Raw genomic sequence first — 20,348 nt, 5'->3', positions numbered from 1 at the left:
ATAATTTTATACAAGACCCGTTTAATACCCAAAGTTTTAACAGGTATGGCTATGTATGGAATAATCCACTTAAATATAATGATCCCTCTGGGGAGATAGCGTTTTTAGCAGCCGCATTAATTGTTGGAAAATTTGCAGCAATAGGAGCTGGTGTTGGAGTTGCTGTTAATGGTATTAACAACTTAGCGAATGGTCAAGGTTTCTTTGATGGAGCTGGTTCAGCAGCTTTATTTGGAGCTATAAGTGGAGTTGTCAGCTTTGGAATCGGTAGTGCCACAGGTGGAATAGGGAATTTAGTAGCCAAAGGATTTGCAAGAGGAATACTTCATGGACTTAGTGGGGCAACAATGGCTATGATACAAGGTGCAGGTCCAGAAGGAGCATTGGCAGGATTTGCAAGTGGTTTTATTGGATCTGGTAGCATCACTTTTAGGGGAAGGAGCTTCGCCATTTTTAACTATAGGAGCGGCTGGAGTAACTGGAGGAATAGCATCTGAAATAGCTGGAGGTAGTTTTGCTGATGGTTTTAGGAATGGTGTAATTGCTGCGGGGTTAAATCATGTGGCGCATAGGTTTACTGGTCCTCCTGATAAAGCAAGACAAGCTGCAAGAAGGCAAAAACGTTTGCAAAAGCAGGCTGTTAAAACAGCTAAAACCGTTAGGGAGTTCATAGAGACTAATGGTGGTTCATATAAAAGCATTTCTATGAGTGGAGTCCTAGGTGGTGGATTAGGATTCGAGTTAGGTTTCGTTACGGATGGAACAGGAAGTTCTTCATTATTTTTTACAATTTCGGGTCATGCTGGTTTTGGAGCTGGTTTTGGTTTTAATTCAGGTATTATTACACCTACTCAAAATCAACAATTTTTGATTGATGATTTTAGGGGAGCAGGTGCTGGTTGGGAAGCAAGTGTTACTATTTTTGGAGCTAGTCAATCAGGTAATTTTGATCAAAATGGTAGCCAGGCATATAGAGGTTATGGAAGTGGTGAGAGGGGATATTTAACAGGCTCAGGTTCAATAGCACCTCAAGTGCCAACAAAACTACAGTTAGGAGGCTCTATTTTTAGATCAAAAACATGGACATTTTTTAATTTTTGATAAATCATATGGAAACAATTAAATTGGATTTATTTTCAAAGTCAATACTTTTTATTTTAGTTTTAGGAATAGTAGGGTTGTTAATTTTTGATTCTAGAAATTGGTTTGAAGAAATGTATGTCGAAAAGCAAAATGAGAGTTATTCAGGTATAATAATAAAAAAAGAAATCCAAAAAGAAAACCATAGTATAAGGGCTTTTTATATTGATAATAAAGCTATTAGTATTAATAGTGATTTTTACAAATTAATGGATATTGGGGATTCAATTTTTAAGAAGAAAGGAGATCTTACAGTTAATTTATATAAGAAGGATGGTAGTATTTTTCAGTTTGATTATGACAGTCATTATCAAAAGCATTATTCATACGAATATGACAAATACTTTAAAAGTTTAAAAAATAAAAATTAACATAAAAAGTTTTCGATGAATAAAGTCAATTTTGCAGAGAATTCCCAGTTCGCGCTCGGTGTGCTGTGAGAGGATCGTAAGATTCTCGTAACTGAAAATAAGATGGTAGTAGGTCTACCGATATCGGCTTACAGGAGCAGGTATCAAACTACCTTTCTGATGCTGATGGAGTAATCTATTGGTGTGAAGCGAGAAAGGAAAAGGCTTCATTTAGGAGTCAAGTATAAGTAAAAGAGATGAGCGAAAGCGAACCTATCGAAGAAGCGTCGAGAAAGCGGTACTTACTGTCAAAACCAAGATATCGAGGAATTTTGGGATAAGCATAACGGTCACCGCACCCGACCGCTCGGATTTAAAGAATAAAAAACAAAAGTGATAGCGCAGATTTGCAATCTGTGCCAACAACGATAGTAAAACAAAGCTACTTTTAGAAATAGAGTAGCTTTTAGTTTTAAAGCGAAGCCATATTTTTATCAAAGAATTCTTTAAATTTTTTGGAGGTAAGCATTTTATCAATCATTCTAAAGACCATAGTTGCATCTTCATCCCCGCTGCCGCTAGCAGAAATAAATAAAAAACAGAGCGCTACTGCTAGCGTCACGCTAGTAGCAACAAAGAGAGTCAGGCAACGGATATAGACTATAAAAAGCTATCTAAAAAATTAAGTAGCTTTTTGTATTTTGTTGGTTATGAGTAGAAATTATAAATTTCATAATAAATCAGGTCTGTATTTTGTAAGTTTTGCTACGGTATATTGGATAGATGTATTTATCAGAGAAAAATATTTTACTGTACTAGCAGAAAGTTTAGATTATTGTAGGCAACAAAAAGGAATGGAGCTGTATGGTTATTGTTTTATGCCAAGTCATGTGAATTTGTTATTTAGAGCTTCAGAAGATAATCCATCAGAATTATTGAGAGATTTTAAAGGTTTTACTTCAAGAAAACTTCTTAAAGTTATTGAAGAAAATCAGCAAGAGAGTAGGAAAGAATGGTTGCTCTGGATGTTTAAAAAAGCAGGAAAAGAAAAAGGAAATGTGTTAAAGTATCAATTTTGGCAGCATCATAATAAGCCAATAGAATTATGGACTCCATCGGTTATCAAACAAAAGTTAGATTACATACATAATAATCCAGTTGAAAGTGGTTTAGTTGTAAATCCCGAAGATTGGAAATACAGTAGTGCTCGGAATTATCAAGATGATCATACGGTTTTAGAAATAGATGGTACTGGTTTTTTAGGTTAATTATTTTGAGACATAAGGTGTAAAATGTATTTAATGTAATATTTTTCGCAGGTCATCACTACATATCGTCTGCCGAAACGTATCAAGAAAATGATTTAGAAGACTTGCATAGTATCGTGGATAATTTTCATCCGCTTTTGTAATGTTATGGAATGGGTTTTGAATTGATTATATTTGTAATAGTTTATAATAGCATTATTATGGGAGCAGCAGAGTTGAAAAATACAATAAACCGGTATATGATTGATGCTGATGAAAAGGTGTTGAGAATAGTGAAGGCTGTTTTTGAAAGTTACAGAGAAGAAAATAAAGATGTTGATTTTTATGATGAACTTCCTGTAGATATACAAGATTTATTATTTGAAAGCAGAAAAGATATTAGTAATGGAGATTTCTTTTCACACAAACAAGTGATGTCTGAAATAAATCAGAAATTTAATATCACTGACTAGAGAAAAAATGGATGTTATTTGGGGTAAAAAAGCTAAAATTAGCTATACCGAAGAACTTGAGTTTATTTTAGTAAAATGGAATTTAGAAGAAGTTAAGAAATTTACATTACTAGTTAATAGTAAACTTGAAGTATTAAAGGCAGGTAAATTAGAAGGTAGAATTTCAAAAAAAAGTCAAATAAGAAGTGTGGTTGTGTCAAAACAAACAACGCTATTTTTTGATATAAATCAGAAAGAGAACAGAATTGAATTATTACTTTTTTGGAATAATAAGAGAGATCCTAAAGAATTAAAAAAAGTATTACAAAATTTATAATTAATTTGAAACAAGCAGTGATTGTATAATCATTGCTTTTTCAGTTTCCCTCAATCCCCTGCTGGCGAGAGCGTCTCACTCGTGAACCAAAATAAAAGAATGATATAAATAAAAGAAAGCTATCTAATGTAAAAATTAGGTAGTTTTTTTGTGTATAATAGATTATGAGGCGCATTCAGAAAATTATAATAAAAGTCGCTTAGTGATTTATACCAAATTTACTGGGTAGTCCAATCTGTGCCGATAGCGATAATCAAACAAAGCTATTCAATAAAAAAGAGTAGCTTTTATTGTTATCAATAATAATCCAGTCTAGCTTTTGTATCTCTACAAATGGAAATGAAATTATTAAATAATAAATATAAAAAGAGGCTTAGATTATTTGTGCCATTTTTTGTAGGTAGGTAGTTCAGTAATGATTTTAAAAGATGTGCTCACTTTTGTTGAATACAAAAAGTATAATTTCAATAGTACAGTTGTTGTTTTTAACTCTGTAAATTAAAGAGCTTTGTTTATTAATAATACATTTATGAAGATTATCAATATTAGATTTAGGACAAATGTGATTATGATTCTCAATACGATCAATCAAATATTCTACTTGATTTTCAAATCTTTCAATGATATCAATATTCCAATCAACTATTAATTGATCGATAATATTTTCATAAGATTCAATAGCTAAAGGTGTCCAACTAACTTGCATTCTTCTTAAGCTGTTGTATTTTTTGTCTTATTTGTTTTTTGACTACAGAATGAGGAATTGTTTCCCCATTATCAGCTTGTTTAAGACTTTTTTCAATAGCTGTTTTTTGTGATAAAGTTAATTCATCATACCAATCAGTAGTAGTAGATTGAGAATTAAGAAGTTCTTTTAACTTACTGATGATATTCTTATCTTGAAGATTTACAATTTGTTGAATTAGATGATATTTTTCAGCTTGAATATCCATGTGTAACAAAGATACAAAATTCACGAATAGCCTAAGGCTATTTTGAAGTTTTACATAAAAATGAGTACAATATTCCTGCTTGTTCATGTATTCGCTAGCGACCGTTCGTGAACCAAAACAAAGAAAATTATTTAATGTAAAAAATAGGTAACTTTTTTTGTGAATAATAGATTATGAAGTACGGAATTACAGGCAAGGAGAATAAAACAAAAAAGCTATTTTGAATTGATTATATTTGTAATAATAGTGATATCTGTATTATGAGAGTATTAGAAATGAGACAAGAAATGTTGGAGTTAATAAAGAATGAAGAAGATAGTTCTTTAAAAAGCTTGTACAGTCTTATTAAAGCTTATAAGAACCAACGTCATTTAGACAAAATGATTAAAGAAGGGGAAGAAGACATCAAGAATGGCAATTTATACAGTCAGTCGGAAATGCAGAAAATGATTGAAAATTGGGTGAAGTAATAAAATCAGTTGTTTGGACCAAGAGAGCTTCCAAAGATTTAGAGAAAGTAACTAAATTCAATTTGAAGCTTTATGGAGCAGATAAAGCATTAAAAATAGCTACAAACCTTAGAGAAAGTACTGATATTTTAGAAAGTTCTGTAATTAATGTAACTGAGTATGGTCAAGTAGATGGAGCTTTTCTACATCTAAAATATGATTACAGGAAGTTAATAAGTAATCATTGTAAAATTACATATAGAGTTGGTAGAGAAAATATTTATATTGTTAGAGTATTCGATACAAGACAAAACCCTAGCAAGAATAAATGAAAAATAGTATTTCTGGTTCCTGCTTGTTCCCCCTCGCGCTCGAATGACTGACCGCCCCGCTAGCGCTTGGTGTGCTGTGAGGTCATTACAAGATGATCGTAACTAAAAATAAGATGGTAGTAGGTCTACCGATATCGGCTTACAGGAGCAGGTGTCAAACTACCTTTCTGACGCTGGTGGAGTAATCTGCAGGTGTGAAGCGAGAAAGGAAAAGGCTTTGAAAAGAGTCAGGTAAGAATAAAAGAGATGAGCGAAAGCGAACCTACCGATGAAGCTTCGAGAAAGCAGTACTTGCTGTCAAAACCAAGTGTATAGGCTGTACAATAAGAGCCGTATGATGGGAGACTGTCACCGTACGGTTCTGTGAGAGGTATGGGGTGAAATTCCCTGTGCCTACTTGACTCTGTGACGGGTGCCAACACAGTAAATCAAACAAAGCTATGTCTACAAAAAATACTAATAGAAAAATATCGCCCAGAACAATATGTTCTAGGCGATATTTTTGTAAATATTGTCAGTTCATTAAAAACTGATCTGTGTCATAAAATTTAGGGTCTATTGAAAACCATATAAATTACGCATTCCACGAATATCATCATCGGAATAACCACTAGTTCCAAAACCACAAGTGGTCATTATGGAGTTGGTAAAATCACCAGAATTGTTAGTGCCAGGGATGTGAATAAGTCCACCACCATTCCTGCTATTTCTCATTTCTCCACAACTTCTCAAAGTTCTCCAATCGTTATGGCGTATACCAAAATTATGTAATACTTCGTGCTTTAATAATGTAGCTAAGCTATTGCGATTGCTAAAATTACCTACTCGCTGGGCGTTGATCATAATGGTTCTCCCAGCGCGTGTTCTATCTATATTAGGAAAATCAGCAATCGCAATTATGTTATCAGCAGGTAATGAGCTTTGGTTCACATAAAACACAAAAATATCTGCTCGAGTAGCACCCCATTGGTCTGGTCGTATGAATATATGTCTTAGTTTAACCGAAGCTCGTATTCTGTTATTAAAAGCCCACACCATATCACCGGCAGCTTGGCGTTGAAACTGTTGGTTAAAATCAACAAAAGCTACGGTATAGGTTCTGTTACCAGGAGCTAAATCTAAACCCTGCCAAGCTTTTGCTAAGTCTTGATCTACTATAGTTTCTGTATTTTCAATACTACTTTGATCAATAGCCTTGTCTTTATATACATAGCTTTTTTGTGTAGTTCCATCGGGTAACGTAAAAGTAACTAACTCTGTTTCTGCTGGGTCAAATAAATGATTAGTTAATTGAGCACTAATGTCATTGGAAAATTTGGATTGCGCTTGAGCTTGCGGTTGCGGCTCAGCTTCAGAAATTTCAGTTTCATTTTCGCACGAAGTAAATAAAACTGAAAATAATACCGCAGCCGGCATCACAAATCGAATTTGCTTTTTGAAAGATTTCATAAGGTTAATGTTTATTGTAAATTGTTAAAAAATTAATGTTAAAGGTTAAACGATTTACATTTAGAAAACCCTACCCCCCCCTCTCTAAATTATTTTTTATTTTTTTAAGACTTATGGGATTAATAAAAGAAACTCGGCTTAGTGTTAAGGATTTACTAGTAAATGCTACTACAGATTTGTGTATTAAAAAATGGGCAAAAAAAATCGCCTAGAATTTATTTTCTAGGCGACATTTTTATAAATATATAGATCAGCCACTTTAAAGACTAATCAATACTATAACATTTTAGGTTTGGTTTACCTAAAACCAAATAGATTACGCATACCCCAAATATCATCATTGGTATAATCACCAGCAAATACGCCACAAGTAGTCATTATGGAGTTTAACAAATTTCCTGAGTTATCAGTACCAGGGATATGAACAAGTCCACCTTGATTCGGGGTATTTCTCATTTGCCCACAACTTCTTTTTGTGCGCCAATCGCTGTGTTCAATTCCAAAATTATGCAATACTTCGTGTTTTAATAGCGTAGCTAACTTATTACGAGTATTAAAGTTGTTTCCTTTGTCCACATTTAACATAATAGTTCGACCAGATCGTGTAGCGGGGTGAGGTGGAAATTCAGCAATCGCAATGGCTTTAGAGCTAGGTAAATCACTTCCCCTTACAAAAAACACAAAAATGTCTGCTCGGGTTGAATTCATTTGATTTGGACGTATAAATTGATGCCTAAGTTTAACCGAAGCTCGTAATCGGTTATTAAAAGACCATACCATATCCCCGGCAGCTTGGCGTTGGAACTGTTGGTTAAAATCAACAAAAGCTACGTTATAGGTTTTATTACCAGGAGCAACCCTTGTAAATAAATGCCAAGCTTTGCCTATGTCTTTATCTGTGGCTATTTTGGTGTTTTCAATAGTACTTTGATCAACGGACTTGTCATTGTACACATAGCTTTTTTGTGTAGTTCCATCGGGTAATTTTAAAGTAACCAGCTCTGTTTCTTCGGGATCAAATAAATGCTGAGTCAATTTAGCATTGATGTCATTGGAAAATTTAGATTGTGTTTGCGGTTGCGCATCGGCTTCGGTAACAGCATTTTCATTTTCATTTTCTTTTTCGCAGGAAGCAAAAAAAAACGAAAATGAGACCACAGCGGGTGCAATAAAACGCATTTGTTTTTTAAAAAAATTCATAATGTAATTTGTTAAAAAGTTAATAGTTAATACTGTTTTAAAAACGTGTCAAAAATTAAATACCCTACTGCTTATCCCTTTGTTTAACAGAGTTTTGTGATTTTATTAACAAATAAAAAAAGGACTTTAACTTGATTTTTATACCTAGTTTATATACGCTTTTTAATAAGAATTTTGTGTGAATTTTTGGGATGAATTTGTCCCTTGTTTCATTTTTTTAAAAAACATTCTTAAAATACGAATAGGAGTAAAAAATGGAGATTATCTTTTGGTTTTGGCTAGTGCTTACCTTGCTGTCTAGGGGTTAATTATAAATAAAAACAATAGCTACAAAGTGTATAGGTAATTTTTTCTTATAGTTTAGTCGACCCTACACCAAATTGCAGGGAATTAGACCGTTTAAATGTTAATTTTTTTTTGAAGATATTACAGTGAATAAGCCCGTTGTGAATTGTATTTTTGATAAAAAATAAAGACGATTATATTTTGAGAATTCCATACAACTTACTTGCTTATTTGTTTGAATTTATAATGCCATTGTTAACCGTAATTTCGCCTAAAATGAAATTATTTGTAGTGGGACGAATTCATTCAAAAAAAACACTACAAACAGCAGATTTTTCAGGAAATGATTGGTGGTGGTTTCATTGTGCTTCATTAGGGGAATTTGAGCAAGCTGTTCCTTTAATTGAAAAAATAAAAACGGATACCAATAAAATTTTAGTTACCTTTTTTTCACCTTCGGGTTACGAAATTAAAAAGAAGCATCATTTAATTGATCGGGCATTGTATTTGCCTATGGATACGCCTCAAAATGCAAAACTGTTAGTTGGAACAGTGCAGCCAAAAGCCGCTTTTTTTATTAAATATGATTTTTGGGAAAACTATTTTAAAGCACTTAACGGAGTGCAGGTGCCTATTTATATTGTTTCGTCAAATTTTAGGAAAAATCAATGGTATTTTAAATGGTATGGAAGTTTTTTTAAAAAGACCTTAAAGCGGGTAACTCATTTTTTTGTGCAAAACCAATTATCAGTAAAAGTGTTGCAATCCAATGGATTTACTAATGTTAGCCTAAGTGGGGATACACGTTTTGATCGGGTACATGCACAACTAAGTATGGATAATGAATTGGATTTTGTAAAACAATTTAAGCAAAACAGAACCTGCGTAGTCTTGGGGAGCACTTGGCCCGATTGCGAGGCCGCTTTTGTAAAAGCAATTAACACAAGTTCGGATAACGTGTGTTTTATTATTGCTCCGCATGAAATTAAAGCAGAAAAAATTAAGGATTTAAAAAAGAAATTAAAACAGCATGTAAGTGTACTTTCCAAAGGGGTGGATCCATTGAGTAAGGTGTTAATTATTGATGCCATAGGCTATTTAACAAAAATATATAGCCAAGCCGATATTGCGTACGTAGGCGGAGCTATGGGAACTACCGGAATGCATAATATTTTGGAGCCGGCGGTATTTGGAGTGCCCATTTTGGTAGGTCCTAATACACAAAAATTCCCAGAGGCTAAGGCCTTGGAAAAACATGGAGGTTTACAAGTGGTAACCAATTCCGAAAGTTTTAAAAAAGTGTTGTTTGGTTTGTTGGCAAATGAACCGCTAAGAAAAAAAATGGGGGAAGCAGCAAAAGATTTTGTGCAAAGCCAAGTTGGAGCAACAGATAGCATTATTGCAGGAATAGCATATAAGGACTAGCGGAGTTGCTCACGTAGTTTTGAAAAGTAATCATACATATCCGAAATAATATAGGTGTTTTCACTTAGGTACAATACATCTAAAATTTTGGGAAGCTCTTGGTGAATACGTTCAATAGCGGAAAGCGCCGTTTTTAAATGCTCAAATATTTCAAAATTTAAAGCAGTCAATAAAAATACATTTCCGCCTAAATTTTTAATTAAGGTAGTCGCTTCAGCCGGTTTTTGGTTAATAAGCTGAACCAAATTGTTGTCAATATGAGCTAGGGACTGGTTAAGGTGTTCCGCTACTTTTTTTCCTTTGGGGTTTAGTTTAGTAAGTTGAAAAAACCGACAAAACCATCCCTTGTTAAAATAGGCAGTTGTCTGGGCGCTGGTAATTATTTTTTGATAACAGCTATAATCATCAGGTAGATCACTATGAATTTTTTTAATGTAATTAGGAAGCGGATAGGTGATGTTATGGGATAAAATTCTAGTAAAATAGTATTCAAATGAATCCGCTTGGTAGGTGTTAAATTGTGCGCCTGTTTCAATAATACTTTCCTTTTTGTTTGGTGAAACAAGGGAGCTTTTTTTAATATGAATGACTTGTTTTAAACAAAGGTCCAGCAAGGTGAGTTTAATACAATCCGTAATTTGTGTGTCATTACAATGGATAAGTAATTGAGTGGCCGAGGGTTTTAATGTAGCAAGTAGCCCCGTGTACAAGGCATCGGAACCAGAGTTGTTTTCATAGGAGGCTAACACCGAATCGGACATAATTGATATCAATCACATTATAGTAACCTACAATGTAGCTTAAAAATGACTAAAAAAGGAGGAGCTTCCTAAAATAAACCGTTGAGCTTTGCATTAATCTTATGGACAACTTCGCCTAAATCTTCGGGTTCATTTACAAAATCAAGGTTGTCAACATCAATAATAAGGAGGTTGCCTTTGTCATAGCCTTTAATCCAATCTTCGTAACGTTCATTTAATTTACTAAGGTAATCAATGGAAATACTACTTTCGTAATCACGTCCGCGGTTGTGTATTTGCTTTACCAAATTGGGAATACTACTGCGCAAGTAAATCAGTAGATCAGGTTTTTCAACCACACTTTCCATAAGGTCAAATAGGGATCGGTAATTTTCAAAATCACGATTGGCCATTAATCCCATGGCATGTAAATTGGGGGCAAAAATATAAGCATCTTCATAAATACTTCGGTCTTGAATGGTCGGTTTACCCGAAGCTCGGATATCTAAAATTTGCCTAAAACGGCTATTTAAAAAATAGACCTGCAAATTAAAAGACCAGCGATCCATGGTGTTGTAAAAATCTTCTAAATAAGGATTTTCCAAAACATCCTCATACAAAGGAGTCCATTTAAAATGTTTGGCTAAAAGTTCAGTTAAGCTAGTTTTTCCAGCGCCTATGTTCCCTGCTACAGCTATATGCATAGTCGTTATTTTGAAGATAAAATTAATTGGTACGTGTAAACGTTGCTTCCGTTGTAAATATAAAGTTTTTCATTCCTTACAGAAAAATCTTGCCAATTATTTTGTAAAATTATAGATGAACCAACAGTTTTTAAGGTGGTATCAAAAAATAGAAATTCACTTTTGTTAGGAGTGCTCCCCACAATATAATTAGCTGCTAAAACAATTTTATCCATTTTTTTTGAAGGCGCACAATTTAATTGGGTGCCATAAATATTGTAACTGCATAGTTGCGAGTCAAAAAGCACATAAGCGGTACTAAAATCGGCAGTTAAGCAGCTAGGTTTTTCCGAAAAAGGGATGGTTTGGCTCCGCGTACTATTATTTTTGTAATTGTAAAACTCTAAACTATTAGTAATTTCATTATGGAGCCAAGCCTCTTGATTTTTAGTGTTTTCGGCCCATAATATAATTTTAGAAGGGGAAATGCTATTCAAATCAATGCGTTGTGTTTCATTTAAAAAACGATCTAAAAAAACTAAGGTGTTGGTTTCTTTATAAAATATAAGAATTTGAAGCGGATTAAGTATGGAAACACTCGTGGGTTCACCTAATTCATAATTAGTATATACCCATTTGTTGGTGCCATCTGTTTTAGTTACAATTTCGTGTTTGGTAAAAAAAAGAAAATTGTGGGTGTCAACTCCAATAAATTTAGTGTATTCGTTATTGGGAATAGCTAGGCTATCAATTAACTTTAAGTTCATATCCTGTGCATTTCCCGCTTGCGCTAGAAAGTATAAAAGGTATAAAACTATTTTAATGAATCGCATTTAAATGAGAAGTTAAGCAAATATATTGAAAAGTTTATAGTGTAATAATACCAATTCTGAAGTAATATGATCGTTAAAATAATAAGTCTTTTCTACTATTTCTGTGTTATAAAATTTAATAACAGCTAAGGCTATTCCGAAATTTTATGCCTGGAACTAGCGAAAATCTTTTTCCATTTTATTATAAGCATATTACTTCGGAATTGGTATAAGATGTAAATTTATAGAAACAATAGGTTAGTGTAACGATGGATAAACAAGTATTCGTATTTTAAAACAGCAAGAATTTCTGATATTTTAGAAGCTTTCAGTATTTTCGACAAACCAAATGGATTCCAAACAAAAAAATGCCCAATTAATTAAAGCCGAAGCAGCCCGTTTGGGCTTTATGTCATGTGGTATTAGTAAGGCAGGTTTTTTAGAAGAAGAAGCACCAAGATTAGAAAAATGGTTAAAAAACAACATGCATGGCGAAATGCGCTACATGGAAAATCATTTTGACAAACGACTAGATCCCACAAAACTAGTCGAAGGCGCCAAAAGTGTAGTGTCTTTACTGCTCAATTATTACCCCGAAAAAGTACAAGAAGATGCAGCGGCACCTAAAATTTCGAAATATGCATATGGGCAGGATTACCACTATGTAATTAAGTCAAAATTAAAGGAGTTACATCACTTTATATTGGCCGAAATAGGCGAGGTAGGAGGTCGAGCCTTTGTGGATTCGGCACCAGTTTTGGATAAAGCTTGGGCCAAAAAAAGTGGCTTGGGGTGGATTGGTAAAAACACCAATTTAATTCAAAAACAATCGGGCTCATTTTTTTTTATTGCCGAATTAATTTTGGATATTGAATTGGCAGAGGATCATGCAGTAACGGATCATTGCGGAAGCTGTACAGCATGTATTGATGCCTGTCCAACTCAAGCAATTGTGGAGCCCTATGTGGTCGATGGGAGTAAGTGTATTTCTTATTTTACCATAGAGTTAAAGGATAATTTGCCCAACACAATGCAAGGTAAATTTGATCAATGGATGTTTGGTTGCGATGTATGTCAGGATGTATGTCCATGGAATCGTTTTTCAACAGCGCATAATGAACCCTTGTTTGATCCACATCCAGATTTATTAAGTATGACAAAAAAGGATTGGTTGGAGATCACACAAGAAGTTTTTTCGAAAGTGTTTCAGAAATCTGCCGTCAAAAGAACAAAATATAAAGGATTAACACGAAATATTAATTTTTTAAAAGAATAATTTTTAGTTGTGTGTTGAGAGTTGTGTGTTGAGAGTATATGATAGAGAGTATAGAATGCAGAGTATAGAATAAAGAATAGAGAATATAGAAGAAAGAAAATAGATTATGGAGTATAGAGTTGTGTGTTGAGAGTTTTGAATGCAAAGTATATGGTAGAGAGTATAGAATACAGAATATAGAAGAAAGAAAATAGATTATGGAGTATAGAGTTGTGTGTTGAGAGTTTTGAATGCAAAATATATGGTAGAGAGTATAGAATACAGAATATAGAAGAAAGAAAATAGATTATGGAGTATAGAGTTGTGTGTTGAGAGTTTTGAATGCAAAGTATATGGTAGAGAGTATAGAATACAGAATATAGAAGAAAGAAAATAGATTATGGAGTATAGAGTTGTGTGTTGAGAGTTTTGAGTGCAAAGTATATGGTAGAGAGTATAGAATATAGAAGAAAGAAAATAGAGTTAATAATAAATAATTTATATAAACAACTAACAGCCAACAGCTAACTAACAACCAACAGCCAGTAACAAAAAATAACATGGATTCAGCAAAAAAGAAACAAGAAGCATTAGACTATCATGAAAAGCCCACGCCAGGGAAAATAAAGGTAGTTCCTACTAAAAAATACGATACACAGCGTGATTTATCATTGGCTTATTCGCCAGGAGTTGCCGAACCATGTTTGGAGATCGAAAAAAATTACAATGATGCGTATAAATATACGGCAAAAGGGAATTTGGTAGCGGTAATATCAAATGGTACGGCAGTTTTGGGCTTGGGCGATATTGGTGCCATGGCATCCAAACCTGTTATGGAAGGGAAAGGCTTGTTGTTTAAAATTTTTGCAGATATTGATGTTTTTGATATTGAAGTGGATACTAAAAATGTAGATGCTTTTATTGAAACGGTAAAAAATATTGCGCCTACTTTTGGGGGGATCAATTTAGAGGATATCAAAGCTCCTGAGGCTTTTGAAATTGAGCGTCGTTTAAAGGAAGAATTAGATATTCCTGTAATGCACGATGATCAACACGGAACAGCTATTATTTCTGCGGCAGCATTATTAAATGCCTGTGAGTTGGTGGGTAAAAAAATGAGCGATATCAATATCGTAATAAGTGGAGCGGGGGCGGCAGCTATTTCGTGTACTAGGTTGTATAAGTCTTTTGGGGCTTTGGGTAAAAATATAGTAATGACGGATAGTAAAGGGGTGATTCGAAAGGATCGAGGTAACTTAAGCCCGCAAAAAGCAGAATTTGCTACCGATAAGGATGTGCACACTTTGGAAGAGGCTATGAAAAATGCCGATGTATTCATAGGATTGTCTATGGCAAATTTAGTCACCCCCGCCATGTTGCTTTCCATGGCAAATGATCCTATTGTGTTTGCAATGGCAAACCCTAATCCAGAAATTGAATATAACTTGGCGGTTAAAACCCGTAAGGATATTATTATGGCTACAGGTCGAAGTGATCATCCGAATCAAGTAAATAATGTATTAGGTTTTCCATTTATTTTTAGAGGGGCTCTAGATGTGAGGGCAACAGCTATTAACGAAGAAATGAAGCAAGCAGCAGTGGTTGCATTGGCGGAGTTGGCCAAAAAACCAGTACCCGAAGAAGTGAATATTGCTTACAATAAAACGAAGTTGATTTTTGGAAAAGATTACATTATTCCTAAACCATTTGATCCGCGTTTAATTGGTGAAATCCCAGTAGCCGTAGCCAAAGCTGCGATTGAAAGTGGTGTAGCCCAAATTCAAATTAATGATTGGAATGCGTACAAACAAGAATTATTAAGCCGATTAGGGGATAATAATAAATTTATAGAACTGCTTATTGATCGAGCCAAACAGCAACCTAAAAAGGTAGTGTATGCGGAGGCAGATCAACTACAGGTATTAAAAGCGGCACAAATCGCTTTTGAAGAAGGAATTGCTATCCCTGTTTTGTTAGGGAATAAAGCAATGATTTTGGAATTAATGGACGAAATAAAGTTCAATACCTCTGGTGTCATAATTATAGATCCAAAATCGGAAGATGAATCCGAAAAACGAACAGCCTATGCTAAAAAGTATTGGCAAGAGCGTCAGCGCAAGGGGATAACTTATTATGATGCCGAAAGTTTAATGCGTGAGCGTAACTATTTTGGTGCTATGATGGTCAATATGGGAGATGCCGATGCATTGCTCTCGGGGTATTCCCGTAGTTATAATCGTGTAATTAAGCCAGTACTTGAGTTAATTGGTTTAGCGCCAGGTATTCGTAGGGCGGCAGCGACCAATTTAATGATTACCGATTATGGGCCATTATTTGTGAGTGACACTTCAATCAATATCAATCCTTCGGCAAAAGAATTGGCAAAAATAACCCGAATGACAGCAGCTACATCGCGATTTTTTGGGATTGATCCAGTAATCGCAATGGTTTCATATACCAATTTTAGTAGGTCTAAGGATTCGGATGTGGAAAAAGTGAACCAAGCGGTGAATCTATTGCATAAAACCTATCCTAATATGCTAGTCGATGGACCTGTGCAGGCTGATTTTGCTTTAAATAATGACATGCTTAAGGAACGCTTTCCGTTTTCAAAGTTGGTCAACAAAAGGGTGAATGCATTAGTGTTTCCAAATTTGAGTGCGGCAAATAGTACCTACAAGTTGTTAAAAGAGTTGCATGGAGCAGCTTCGGTTGGACCCATTTTAATGGGAATGAAAAAGCCAGTACATATTTTACAGTTGGGAGCGAGTGTGGAGGAAATTGTGAATATGACAGCAGTGGCAGTGGTTGATGCACAAGTAAAGCAGGCTTAGTTTGAATACGTCTGTTGGGTTAAAGTGCGTATTTTTATAACAAAATGTTTGTCGGAAATAATTTACATTTTTTTGCCTAAAGTCTTAAAAAAAACAAAAAGTTTTGGAGCCAAATATTTTACTATTTTTGAAAACTAAATTTCATTCATTTTTATGATAACGCATATTAGAGGAAAGCTCGTAGAAAAAAATCCAACGGAAGTTGTAATTGATTGTAACGGAGTTGGTTATTTTTTGAATATTTCACTGCATACGTTTTCTTTAATAGGAAATGATGAATTACTTCAATTGTATACACACTTACAAGTTAAGGAAGATTCGCATACACTTTATGGTTTTGTGGAAAAAGCAGAAAGAGACATTTTTAGATTGTTGTTATCTGTTTCAGGCATAGGAGCTAGCATAGCCAGAACAATGTTGTCTTCCTTAAACCCAAAGCAAGTAAAGGATGCCATAGCTTTAGCAGACGTATCAACAATACAATCTGTAAAAGGAATAGGGGCTAAAACAGCTCAACGGGTTATTCTGGATTTAAAGGATAAAGTATTAAAACTGCATGAAGTTGATGAAGTTTCTGTAGTTTCGGGCAATACCACGAAGGAAGAATCGTTATCTGCATTAGAGACTTTAGGCTTTAATAGAAAGATAGCTCAAAAAGTAGTTGAGAAAATTCTGACTTTAGACCAAAGTCTAACCGTAGAGAATGTGATTAAACAAGCGCTTAAAAAATTATAATCATTTGCAACGAATAACCCACTTACAATATAGAGTATGGTCGGTCTTTGTAGGACTTTTTATACTTATCAGTACTAATGTTTTTGCTCAAGAAAAAGAGGAAACTGTTCGAGATTCGACAAGTACTACGCATTCATTTACTAATATGGCACTACCTGATCCAGATAGTATCGAAAGTAAGTATGAATATGATCCCATTACCGATAGGTATAAGTATTCTGAAAATTTAGGAGAATTCAGTATACGATATCCGCTGTATTTAACGCCAAAGGAATTTCAAAGATTGGTCCGTAAGGAGCAAATGCGTGATTATTTTAAAGAAAAGGTGAATGCCATTTCTGGAAAAGATGTGGATGAAGAAGAAAAAAGAAAGAATTTACTCCCTATTTTTTATGTGAATTCAGGCTTTTTTGAAACTATTTTTGGGAGTAATGAAATTGAGTTGATTCCTCAAGGTTCTGTTGAGGTTGATTTGGGATTGCTTTTTAACAAAACAGATAATCCATCATTTTCACCTCAAAACCAAAGTAATTTTACGTTTGATTTTGATCAGCGTATTAGTTTGAGTTTACAAGGGAATGTCGGGACACGACTATCGGTATTAGCAAACTACGATACAGAATCTACCTTTGATTTTCAAAATCAACTTAAATTAGGATATAACCCTAATGAAGATAGTATTTTACAAGCACTGGAAATAGGAAATGTAAATATGCCATTGAACAGTTCTTTGATTAGAGGAGCGCAAAGTCTATTTGGTGTTAAAGCACAATTGCAATTTGGAAAAACAACGATTACCGGGGTATTTTCGGAGCAAAAGTCGGATACACGTTCGGTGAGTGTTCAAGGTGGAGGAAGAGTGGATGATTTTGAAATATTTGCTTTAGATTATGACGATAATCGTCATTACTTTTTATCTCATTATTTTAGGGATACCTATGATAAATCGTTAGCGCAGTATCCATTTATCAATTCAAATATTCAGATTACCAGAGTTCAAGTTTGGGTAACTAATAGATCAAATAATACCCGAGGATTAACAAGTGCGCGTAATTTAATCGCGCTACAGGATTTAGGAGAATCAAATTTAGATAACATTGGATTAGGTGAAAATTCCGCAGCAGTGCCTATAGGTTTTTTAAGACCAGGAGTAAATGCCGAGAGTTTGCCTCGTAATGAAAACAATCAGTTTGATCCTAATTTAATAGCCCAAGCTGGAGTAGGTTACCTAACTAATAGTATTAGAGATATTAGTCAGTCAACTAATGCGTTCAATATTCCAGGAGGTATAACGGCGGTTGAAGGTTCGGATTACTCAAGGCTAGAAAATGCACGTTTATTGACAGAAAATCAATATACTTTAAATACCCAGTTAGGATACATTTCATTAAATCAGAAGTTGAATGCTGATGAGATTTTAGCGGTAGCATTTCAATACACAAAAGACGGGCAAGTATTTCAAGTAGGAGAATTTGCTAATGACGGTGTAGCAAATACCAGTGCTAACGGAATAGCTAATCCTACAACGCCAACCACTCCGGGTGGAACTCCAGAGCCAGCTTTGTCACTAACACAAGCCTTAGTGGTTAAAATGTTGAAGAGTACACAAATTACTGTAACGGAGCCAGTTTGGGATCTAATGATGAAAAATATCTATGGATTAGGCGTTTTTCGTTTAACACAGGAAGATTTTAATTTAAATATTCTTTATACCGATCCTTCACCTGTAAACTACATAACAAAATTTGATGATGCAGATGTAATCATACCCAGACCAACTCCAAATGATGGTTTAGGAAATAGTCCTACCTTATTAAAAGTATTTAACATGGATAAGTTAAATGCGAACAATGATCCTGTAAATGGAGGAGATGGTTTTTTTGATTATTTTCCTGGTTTAACCGTTGATCCCGAAAATGGGAGGATAATTTTTACTACAGTTGAACCTTTTGGGGAGCATTTATACAGGCGTTTGAGTGGTAATCCAAATAATTTAAATCAGGAATATGATACTAGTAATACAGCTAGGGCAAATTGGACGCCTGATCAGCAAAGATATGTTTTTGATAAATTATATACGGAAACAAAAGTAGAAGCGCAGTTAGAACAGGCGGATAAAAATAAATTTCAATTAAAAGGGCGTTATAAAACCTCTGGGCAAGATTGTATTAGTATAGGCGCATTTAATGTGCCACGAGGTTCAGTTACCGTTACTGCGGGAGGTAGAGTATTACAAGAGGGGATTGATTTTTCTGTAAATTATCAAATTGGTTGTGTGGAAATTTTAGACGATGCCTTAAAGGCTTCCAATACACCTATTGATATTTCAACCGAAAATAATGCGGTTTTTGGTCAGCAAGTAAAGCGGTATTCTGGGGTAAATATAGAGCATAAATTTTCGGAAAATTTTGTATTGGGAGGAACCTTAATTAATTTAAGAGAGCGTCCATTAACTCAGAAATCAAATTTAAATTTTGAGCCCATAAATAATACCATAGCGGGTTTAAATACTAATTTTTCTACCGAAGTACCCTTTTTAACAAGAATGGTAAATAAATTACCAAACATAGATACTGAAGCGCCTTCTAACTTTTCTTTTAGGGGGGAGTTCGCATATTTGTTTGCTAATGCACCAGATGCGGCTGATTTTAATGGGGAAATCACATCGTATGTGGATGATTTTGAGGGTTCACAATCAAGAATTAGTGTAATGTCGCCTCTTTCGTGGGAATTATCCAGTGCTCCTTTAAATTTTGGAGGAGAACTTCCAGGAGGTATAGAATCTGGTGAAAAAAGAGCAGGCTTATCTTGGTACAGTATTGATCCTGTTTTTTATAGTAATAGAGCGCCCAGTGGAATTTCAAACGATGAAATTTCATTGCCCGAAACTCGAAGGGTATTTATAAATGAAATTTTTAGAGAGCGAGAAATTGCACAAAATCAAACACGTGCCATTTTTACATTTGATTTACATTACAGGCCCGAAGAAAAAGGACCATATAATTATAATGATAGTTTTAATGTAGTGAGTAAGGAGCAAAAATTTGCAGGGATCACCAGAGGCTTAACTACTACTAATTTTGAGCAAGCTAATATTGAGTTTTTAGAATTTTGGTTGTTAAATCCATATTCTTATAAAGACAATGCAAATGATAGTGGGAAAATTGTTTTTAATATTGGAAATATTAGTGAAGATGTATTGAAAGACGGAAGAAAACAATACGAAAATGGCTTACCTGAAGCTGAGACTAATTTTGTACTTGGGGCAAATAATAACCAATATATTGATGGTAATGGAGTGGCAGGAGCTGCTATAGGTAGGGTGCCTCAAAATCAATCCTTGGTGTATGCTTTTGATACCGAAGGAGGAGCAAGATCGTTGCAGGATGCAGGTTTTGATGGATTAAAAGATGATCAAGAAGCGATAGCTTTTGGACCTAACGGAAACCCGGAAGATCCATCAAATGATAATTACCAATCTTTTTTACAAGCAGGTGGAAGTATTGTAGATCGTTACCGTAGGTTTAATGGAATTGATGGGAATTCATTTACAGAAGTGTCTAATGATAATAGAGGAAGCAGTACGATACCCACGGTTGAAGATGTGAATCGTGATAATACCATGAATACGATTAATAATTATATTGAATATACAATTGATATTAATAAT

General features: G+C 34.4%; 19 protein-coding genes and 1 pseudogene. 13 read left to right on the top strand and 7 right to left on the bottom strand.

The window, feature by feature from the left end:
• The 6 genes and pseudogenes from KQA_RS20725 to KQA_RS0207800 form a co-directional block, all read left to right on the top strand.
• A pseudogene (locus KQA_RS20725) lies at positions 1–497 on the top strand (hypothetical protein); the annotation flags it as partial.
• Positions 409–1,101 carry a hypothetical protein gene (locus KQA_RS0207820; protein WP_010179803.1) on the top strand — a complete coding sequence of 231 codons (693 nt, stop codon included), beginning with the start codon at positions 409–411 and terminating at the stop codon, positions 1,099–1,101. The pseudogene KQA_RS20725 and the gene KQA_RS0207820, both read left to right, overlap by 89 nt.
• An 8-nt stretch (positions 1,102–1,109) precedes the next feature.
• Positions 1,110–1,511, top strand: coding sequence for a hypothetical protein (locus KQA_RS0207815; RefSeq protein WP_029209516.1), 402 nt, complete (start codon positions 1,110–1,112; stop codon positions 1,509–1,511).
• 689 nt (positions 1,512–2,200) lie between these two features.
• Positions 2,201–2,758 (top strand): REP-associated tyrosine transposase, encoded by a 558-nt coding sequence (locus tag KQA_RS0207810; protein WP_029209515.1) that lies wholly within the window; start codon positions 2,201–2,203, stop codon positions 2,756–2,758.
• A gap of 200 nt (positions 2,759–2,958) precedes the next feature.
• Positions 2,959–3,210, top strand: a complete 252-nt coding sequence (locus KQA_RS0207805) for a hypothetical protein (protein ID WP_157366620.1) — start codon at positions 2,959–2,961, stop codon at positions 3,208–3,210.
• 7 nt (positions 3,211–3,217) lie between these two features.
• Positions 3,218–3,526 carry a hypothetical protein gene (locus KQA_RS0207800; RefSeq protein WP_010179795.1) on the top strand — a complete coding sequence of 103 codons (309 nt, stop codon included), beginning with the start codon at positions 3,218–3,220 and terminating at the stop codon, positions 3,524–3,526.
• Between the two features lie 421 nt (positions 3,527–3,947).
• Here KQA_RS0207800 and KQA_RS0207795 read toward each other — a convergent pair whose 3' ends face one another.
• Positions 3,948–4,232 (bottom strand): type II toxin-antitoxin system RelE/ParE family toxin, encoded by a 285-nt coding sequence (locus KQA_RS0207795; RefSeq protein WP_010179793.1) that lies wholly within the window; start codon positions 4,230–4,232, stop codon positions 3,948–3,950.
• Positions 4,222–4,479, bottom strand: a complete 258-nt coding sequence (locus KQA_RS0207790; protein ID WP_157366619.1) for a hypothetical protein — start codon at positions 4,477–4,479, stop codon at positions 4,222–4,224. Before KQA_RS0207790 ends, KQA_RS0207795 begins: the two co-directional genes overlap by 11 nt.
• Positions 4,480–4,766: 287 nt before the next feature.
• Here KQA_RS0207790 and KQA_RS0207785 point away from each other — a divergent pair, with 287 nt between their 5' ends.
• Together KQA_RS0207785 and KQA_RS0207780 are read left to right on the top strand one after the other, a co-directional pair.
• On the top strand, positions 4,767–4,949 hold the full coding sequence (locus KQA_RS0207785) for a hypothetical protein (RefSeq protein WP_157366618.1): 183 nt from the start codon (positions 4,767–4,769) through the stop codon (positions 4,947–4,949).
• Positions 4,937–5,260: a type II toxin-antitoxin system RelE/ParE family toxin gene (locus tag KQA_RS0207780; RefSeq protein ID WP_010179778.1), complete on the top strand. Its 324-nt coding sequence runs from the start codon at positions 4,937–4,939 to the stop codon at positions 5,258–5,260. The genes KQA_RS0207785 and KQA_RS0207780 overlap by 13 nt, the downstream gene beginning before the upstream one ends.
• Positions 5,261–5,815: 555 nt before the next feature.
• Here the strand turns inward: KQA_RS0207780 and KQA_RS0207775 are convergent.
• Together KQA_RS0207775 and KQA_RS0207765 are read right to left on the bottom strand one after the other, a co-directional pair.
• The gene (locus tag KQA_RS0207775) at positions 5,816–6,709 is read right to left on the bottom strand and encodes a M57 family metalloprotease (RefSeq protein ID WP_010179776.1); all 894 of its coding nucleotides are present in this window, start codon (positions 6,707–6,709) and stop codon (positions 5,816–5,818) included.
• A 297-nt stretch (positions 6,710–7,006) separates the two neighbouring features.
• Positions 7,007–7,909 carry a M57 family metalloprotease gene (locus KQA_RS0207765; protein WP_010179775.1) on the bottom strand — a complete coding sequence of 301 codons (903 nt, stop codon included), beginning with the start codon at positions 7,907–7,909 and terminating at the stop codon, positions 7,007–7,009.
• Positions 7,910–8,470: 561 nt separating this feature from the next.
• On the opposite strand from KQA_RS0207765, the gene KQA_RS0207760 reads away from it, so the two are divergent.
• Positions 8,471–9,619 (top strand): 3-deoxy-D-manno-octulosonic acid transferase, encoded by a 1,149-nt coding sequence (locus KQA_RS0207760; RefSeq protein ID WP_232285869.1) that lies wholly within the window; start codon positions 8,471–8,473, stop codon positions 9,617–9,619.
• Here KQA_RS0207760 and KQA_RS0207755 read toward each other — a convergent pair.
• The 3 genes from KQA_RS0207755 to KQA_RS0207745 form a co-directional block, all read right to left on the bottom strand.
• Complete coding sequence (locus KQA_RS0207755) at positions 9,616–10,380, bottom strand: hypothetical protein (RefSeq protein ID WP_010179771.1); 765 nt, start codon at positions 10,378–10,380, stop codon at positions 9,616–9,618. The two genes, KQA_RS0207760 and KQA_RS0207755, sit on opposite strands and share 4 nt — an antisense overlap.
• A 68-nt stretch (positions 10,381–10,448) precedes the next feature.
• Positions 10,449–11,063 carry a deoxynucleoside kinase gene (locus KQA_RS0207750; RefSeq protein WP_010179769.1) on the bottom strand — a complete coding sequence of 205 codons (615 nt, stop codon included), beginning with the start codon at positions 11,061–11,063 and terminating at the stop codon, positions 10,449–10,451.
• A gap of 5 nt (positions 11,064–11,068) precedes the next feature.
• Positions 11,069–11,875: a hypothetical protein gene (locus KQA_RS0207745; RefSeq protein WP_010179766.1), complete on the bottom strand. Its 807-nt coding sequence runs from the start codon at positions 11,873–11,875 to the stop codon at positions 11,069–11,071.
• 328 nt (positions 11,876–12,203) lie between these two features.
• On the opposite strand from KQA_RS0207745, the gene queG reads away from it, so the two are divergent.
• The 4 genes from queG to sov all read left to right on the top strand — a co-directional run.
• Positions 12,204–13,130: a tRNA epoxyqueuosine(34) reductase QueG gene (gene queG, locus KQA_RS0207740; RefSeq protein ID WP_010179765.1), complete on the top strand. Its 927-nt coding sequence runs from the start codon at positions 12,204–12,206 to the stop codon at positions 13,128–13,130.
• A gap of 539 nt (positions 13,131–13,669) precedes the next feature.
• The gene (locus KQA_RS0207735; RefSeq protein ID WP_010179763.1) at positions 13,670–15,943 is read left to right on the top strand and encodes an NADP-dependent malic enzyme; all 2,274 of its coding nucleotides are present in this window, start codon (positions 13,670–13,672) and stop codon (positions 15,941–15,943) included.
• 153 nt (positions 15,944–16,096) lie between these two features.
• Positions 16,097–16,678 (top strand): Holliday junction branch migration protein RuvA, encoded by a 582-nt coding sequence (ruvA, locus tag KQA_RS0207730; RefSeq protein WP_010179761.1) that lies wholly within the window; start codon positions 16,097–16,099, stop codon positions 16,676–16,678.
• Between the two features lie 4 nt (positions 16,679–16,682).
• Positions 16,683–20,348, top strand: a 3,666-nt coding sequence (gene sov, locus KQA_RS20720) for a T9SS outer membrane translocon Sov/SprA (protein ID WP_010179759.1), incomplete at its 3' end; no start/stop codon positions are given.

Origin of the sequence: Aquimarina agarilytica ZC1 (assembly GCF_000255455.1) — a bacterium.
GTDB classification, from domain to species: domain Bacteria; phylum Bacteroidota; class Bacteroidia; order Flavobacteriales; family Flavobacteriaceae; genus Aquimarina; species Aquimarina agarilytica.
This window is presented reverse-complemented; position numbering and strand designations above follow the sequence as displayed.

What these genes read in the sequence shown, in the direction of transcription:
- KQA_RS0207815 (WP_029209516.1), top strand. Translation starts at nt 1,110, where the DNA reads ATGGAAACAATTAAATTGGATTTATTTTCAAAGTCAATACTTTTTATT.
- KQA_RS0207810 (WP_029209515.1), top strand. Translation starts at nt 2,201, where the DNA reads ATGAGTAGAAATTATAAATTTCATAATAAATCAGGTCTGTATTTTGTA.
- KQA_RS0207805 (WP_157366620.1), top strand. Translation starts at nt 2,959, where the DNA reads ATGGGAGCAGCAGAGTTGAAAAATACAATAAACCGGTATATGATTGAT.
- KQA_RS0207800 (WP_010179795.1), top strand. Translation starts at nt 3,218, where the DNA reads ATGGATGTTATTTGGGGTAAAAAAGCTAAAATTAGCTATACCGAAGAA.
- KQA_RS0207795 (WP_010179793.1), bottom strand. Translation starts at nt 4,232, where the DNA reads ATGCAAGTTAGTTGGACACCTTTAGCTATTGAATCTTATGAAAATATT.
- KQA_RS0207790 (WP_157366619.1), bottom strand. Translation starts at nt 4,479, where the DNA reads ATGGATATTCAAGCTGAAAAATATCATCTAATTCAACAAATTGTAAAT.
- KQA_RS0207785 (WP_157366618.1), top strand. Translation starts at nt 4,767, where the DNA reads ATGTTGGAGTTAATAAAGAATGAAGAAGATAGTTCTTTAAAAAGCTTG.
- KQA_RS0207775 (WP_010179776.1), bottom strand. Translation starts at nt 6,709, where the DNA reads ATGAAATCTTTCAAAAAGCAAATTCGATTTGTGATGCCGGCTGCGGTA.
- KQA_RS0207765 (WP_010179775.1), bottom strand. Translation starts at nt 7,909, where the DNA reads ATGAATTTTTTTAAAAAACAAATGCGTTTTATTGCACCCGCTGTGGTC.
- KQA_RS0207760 (WP_232285869.1), top strand. Translation starts at nt 8,471, where the DNA reads ATGAAATTATTTGTAGTGGGACGAATTCATTCAAAAAAAACACTACAA.
- KQA_RS0207755 (WP_010179771.1), bottom strand. Translation starts at nt 10,380, where the DNA reads ATGTCCGATTCGGTGTTAGCCTCCTATGAAAACAACTCTGGTTCCGAT.
- KQA_RS0207750 (WP_010179769.1), bottom strand. Translation starts at nt 11,063, where the DNA reads ATGCATATAGCTGTAGCAGGGAACATAGGCGCTGGAAAAACTAGCTTA.
- KQA_RS0207745 (WP_010179766.1), bottom strand. Translation starts at nt 11,875, where the DNA reads ATGCGATTCATTAAAATAGTTTTATACCTTTTATACTTTCTAGCGCAA.
- queG (WP_010179765.1), top strand. Translation starts at nt 12,204, where the DNA reads ATGGATTCCAAACAAAAAAATGCCCAATTAATTAAAGCCGAAGCAGCC.
- KQA_RS0207735 (WP_010179763.1), top strand. Translation starts at nt 13,670, where the DNA reads ATGGATTCAGCAAAAAAGAAACAAGAAGCATTAGACTATCATGAAAAG.
- ruvA (WP_010179761.1), top strand. Translation starts at nt 16,097, where the DNA reads ATGATAACGCATATTAGAGGAAAGCTCGTAGAAAAAAATCCAACGGAA.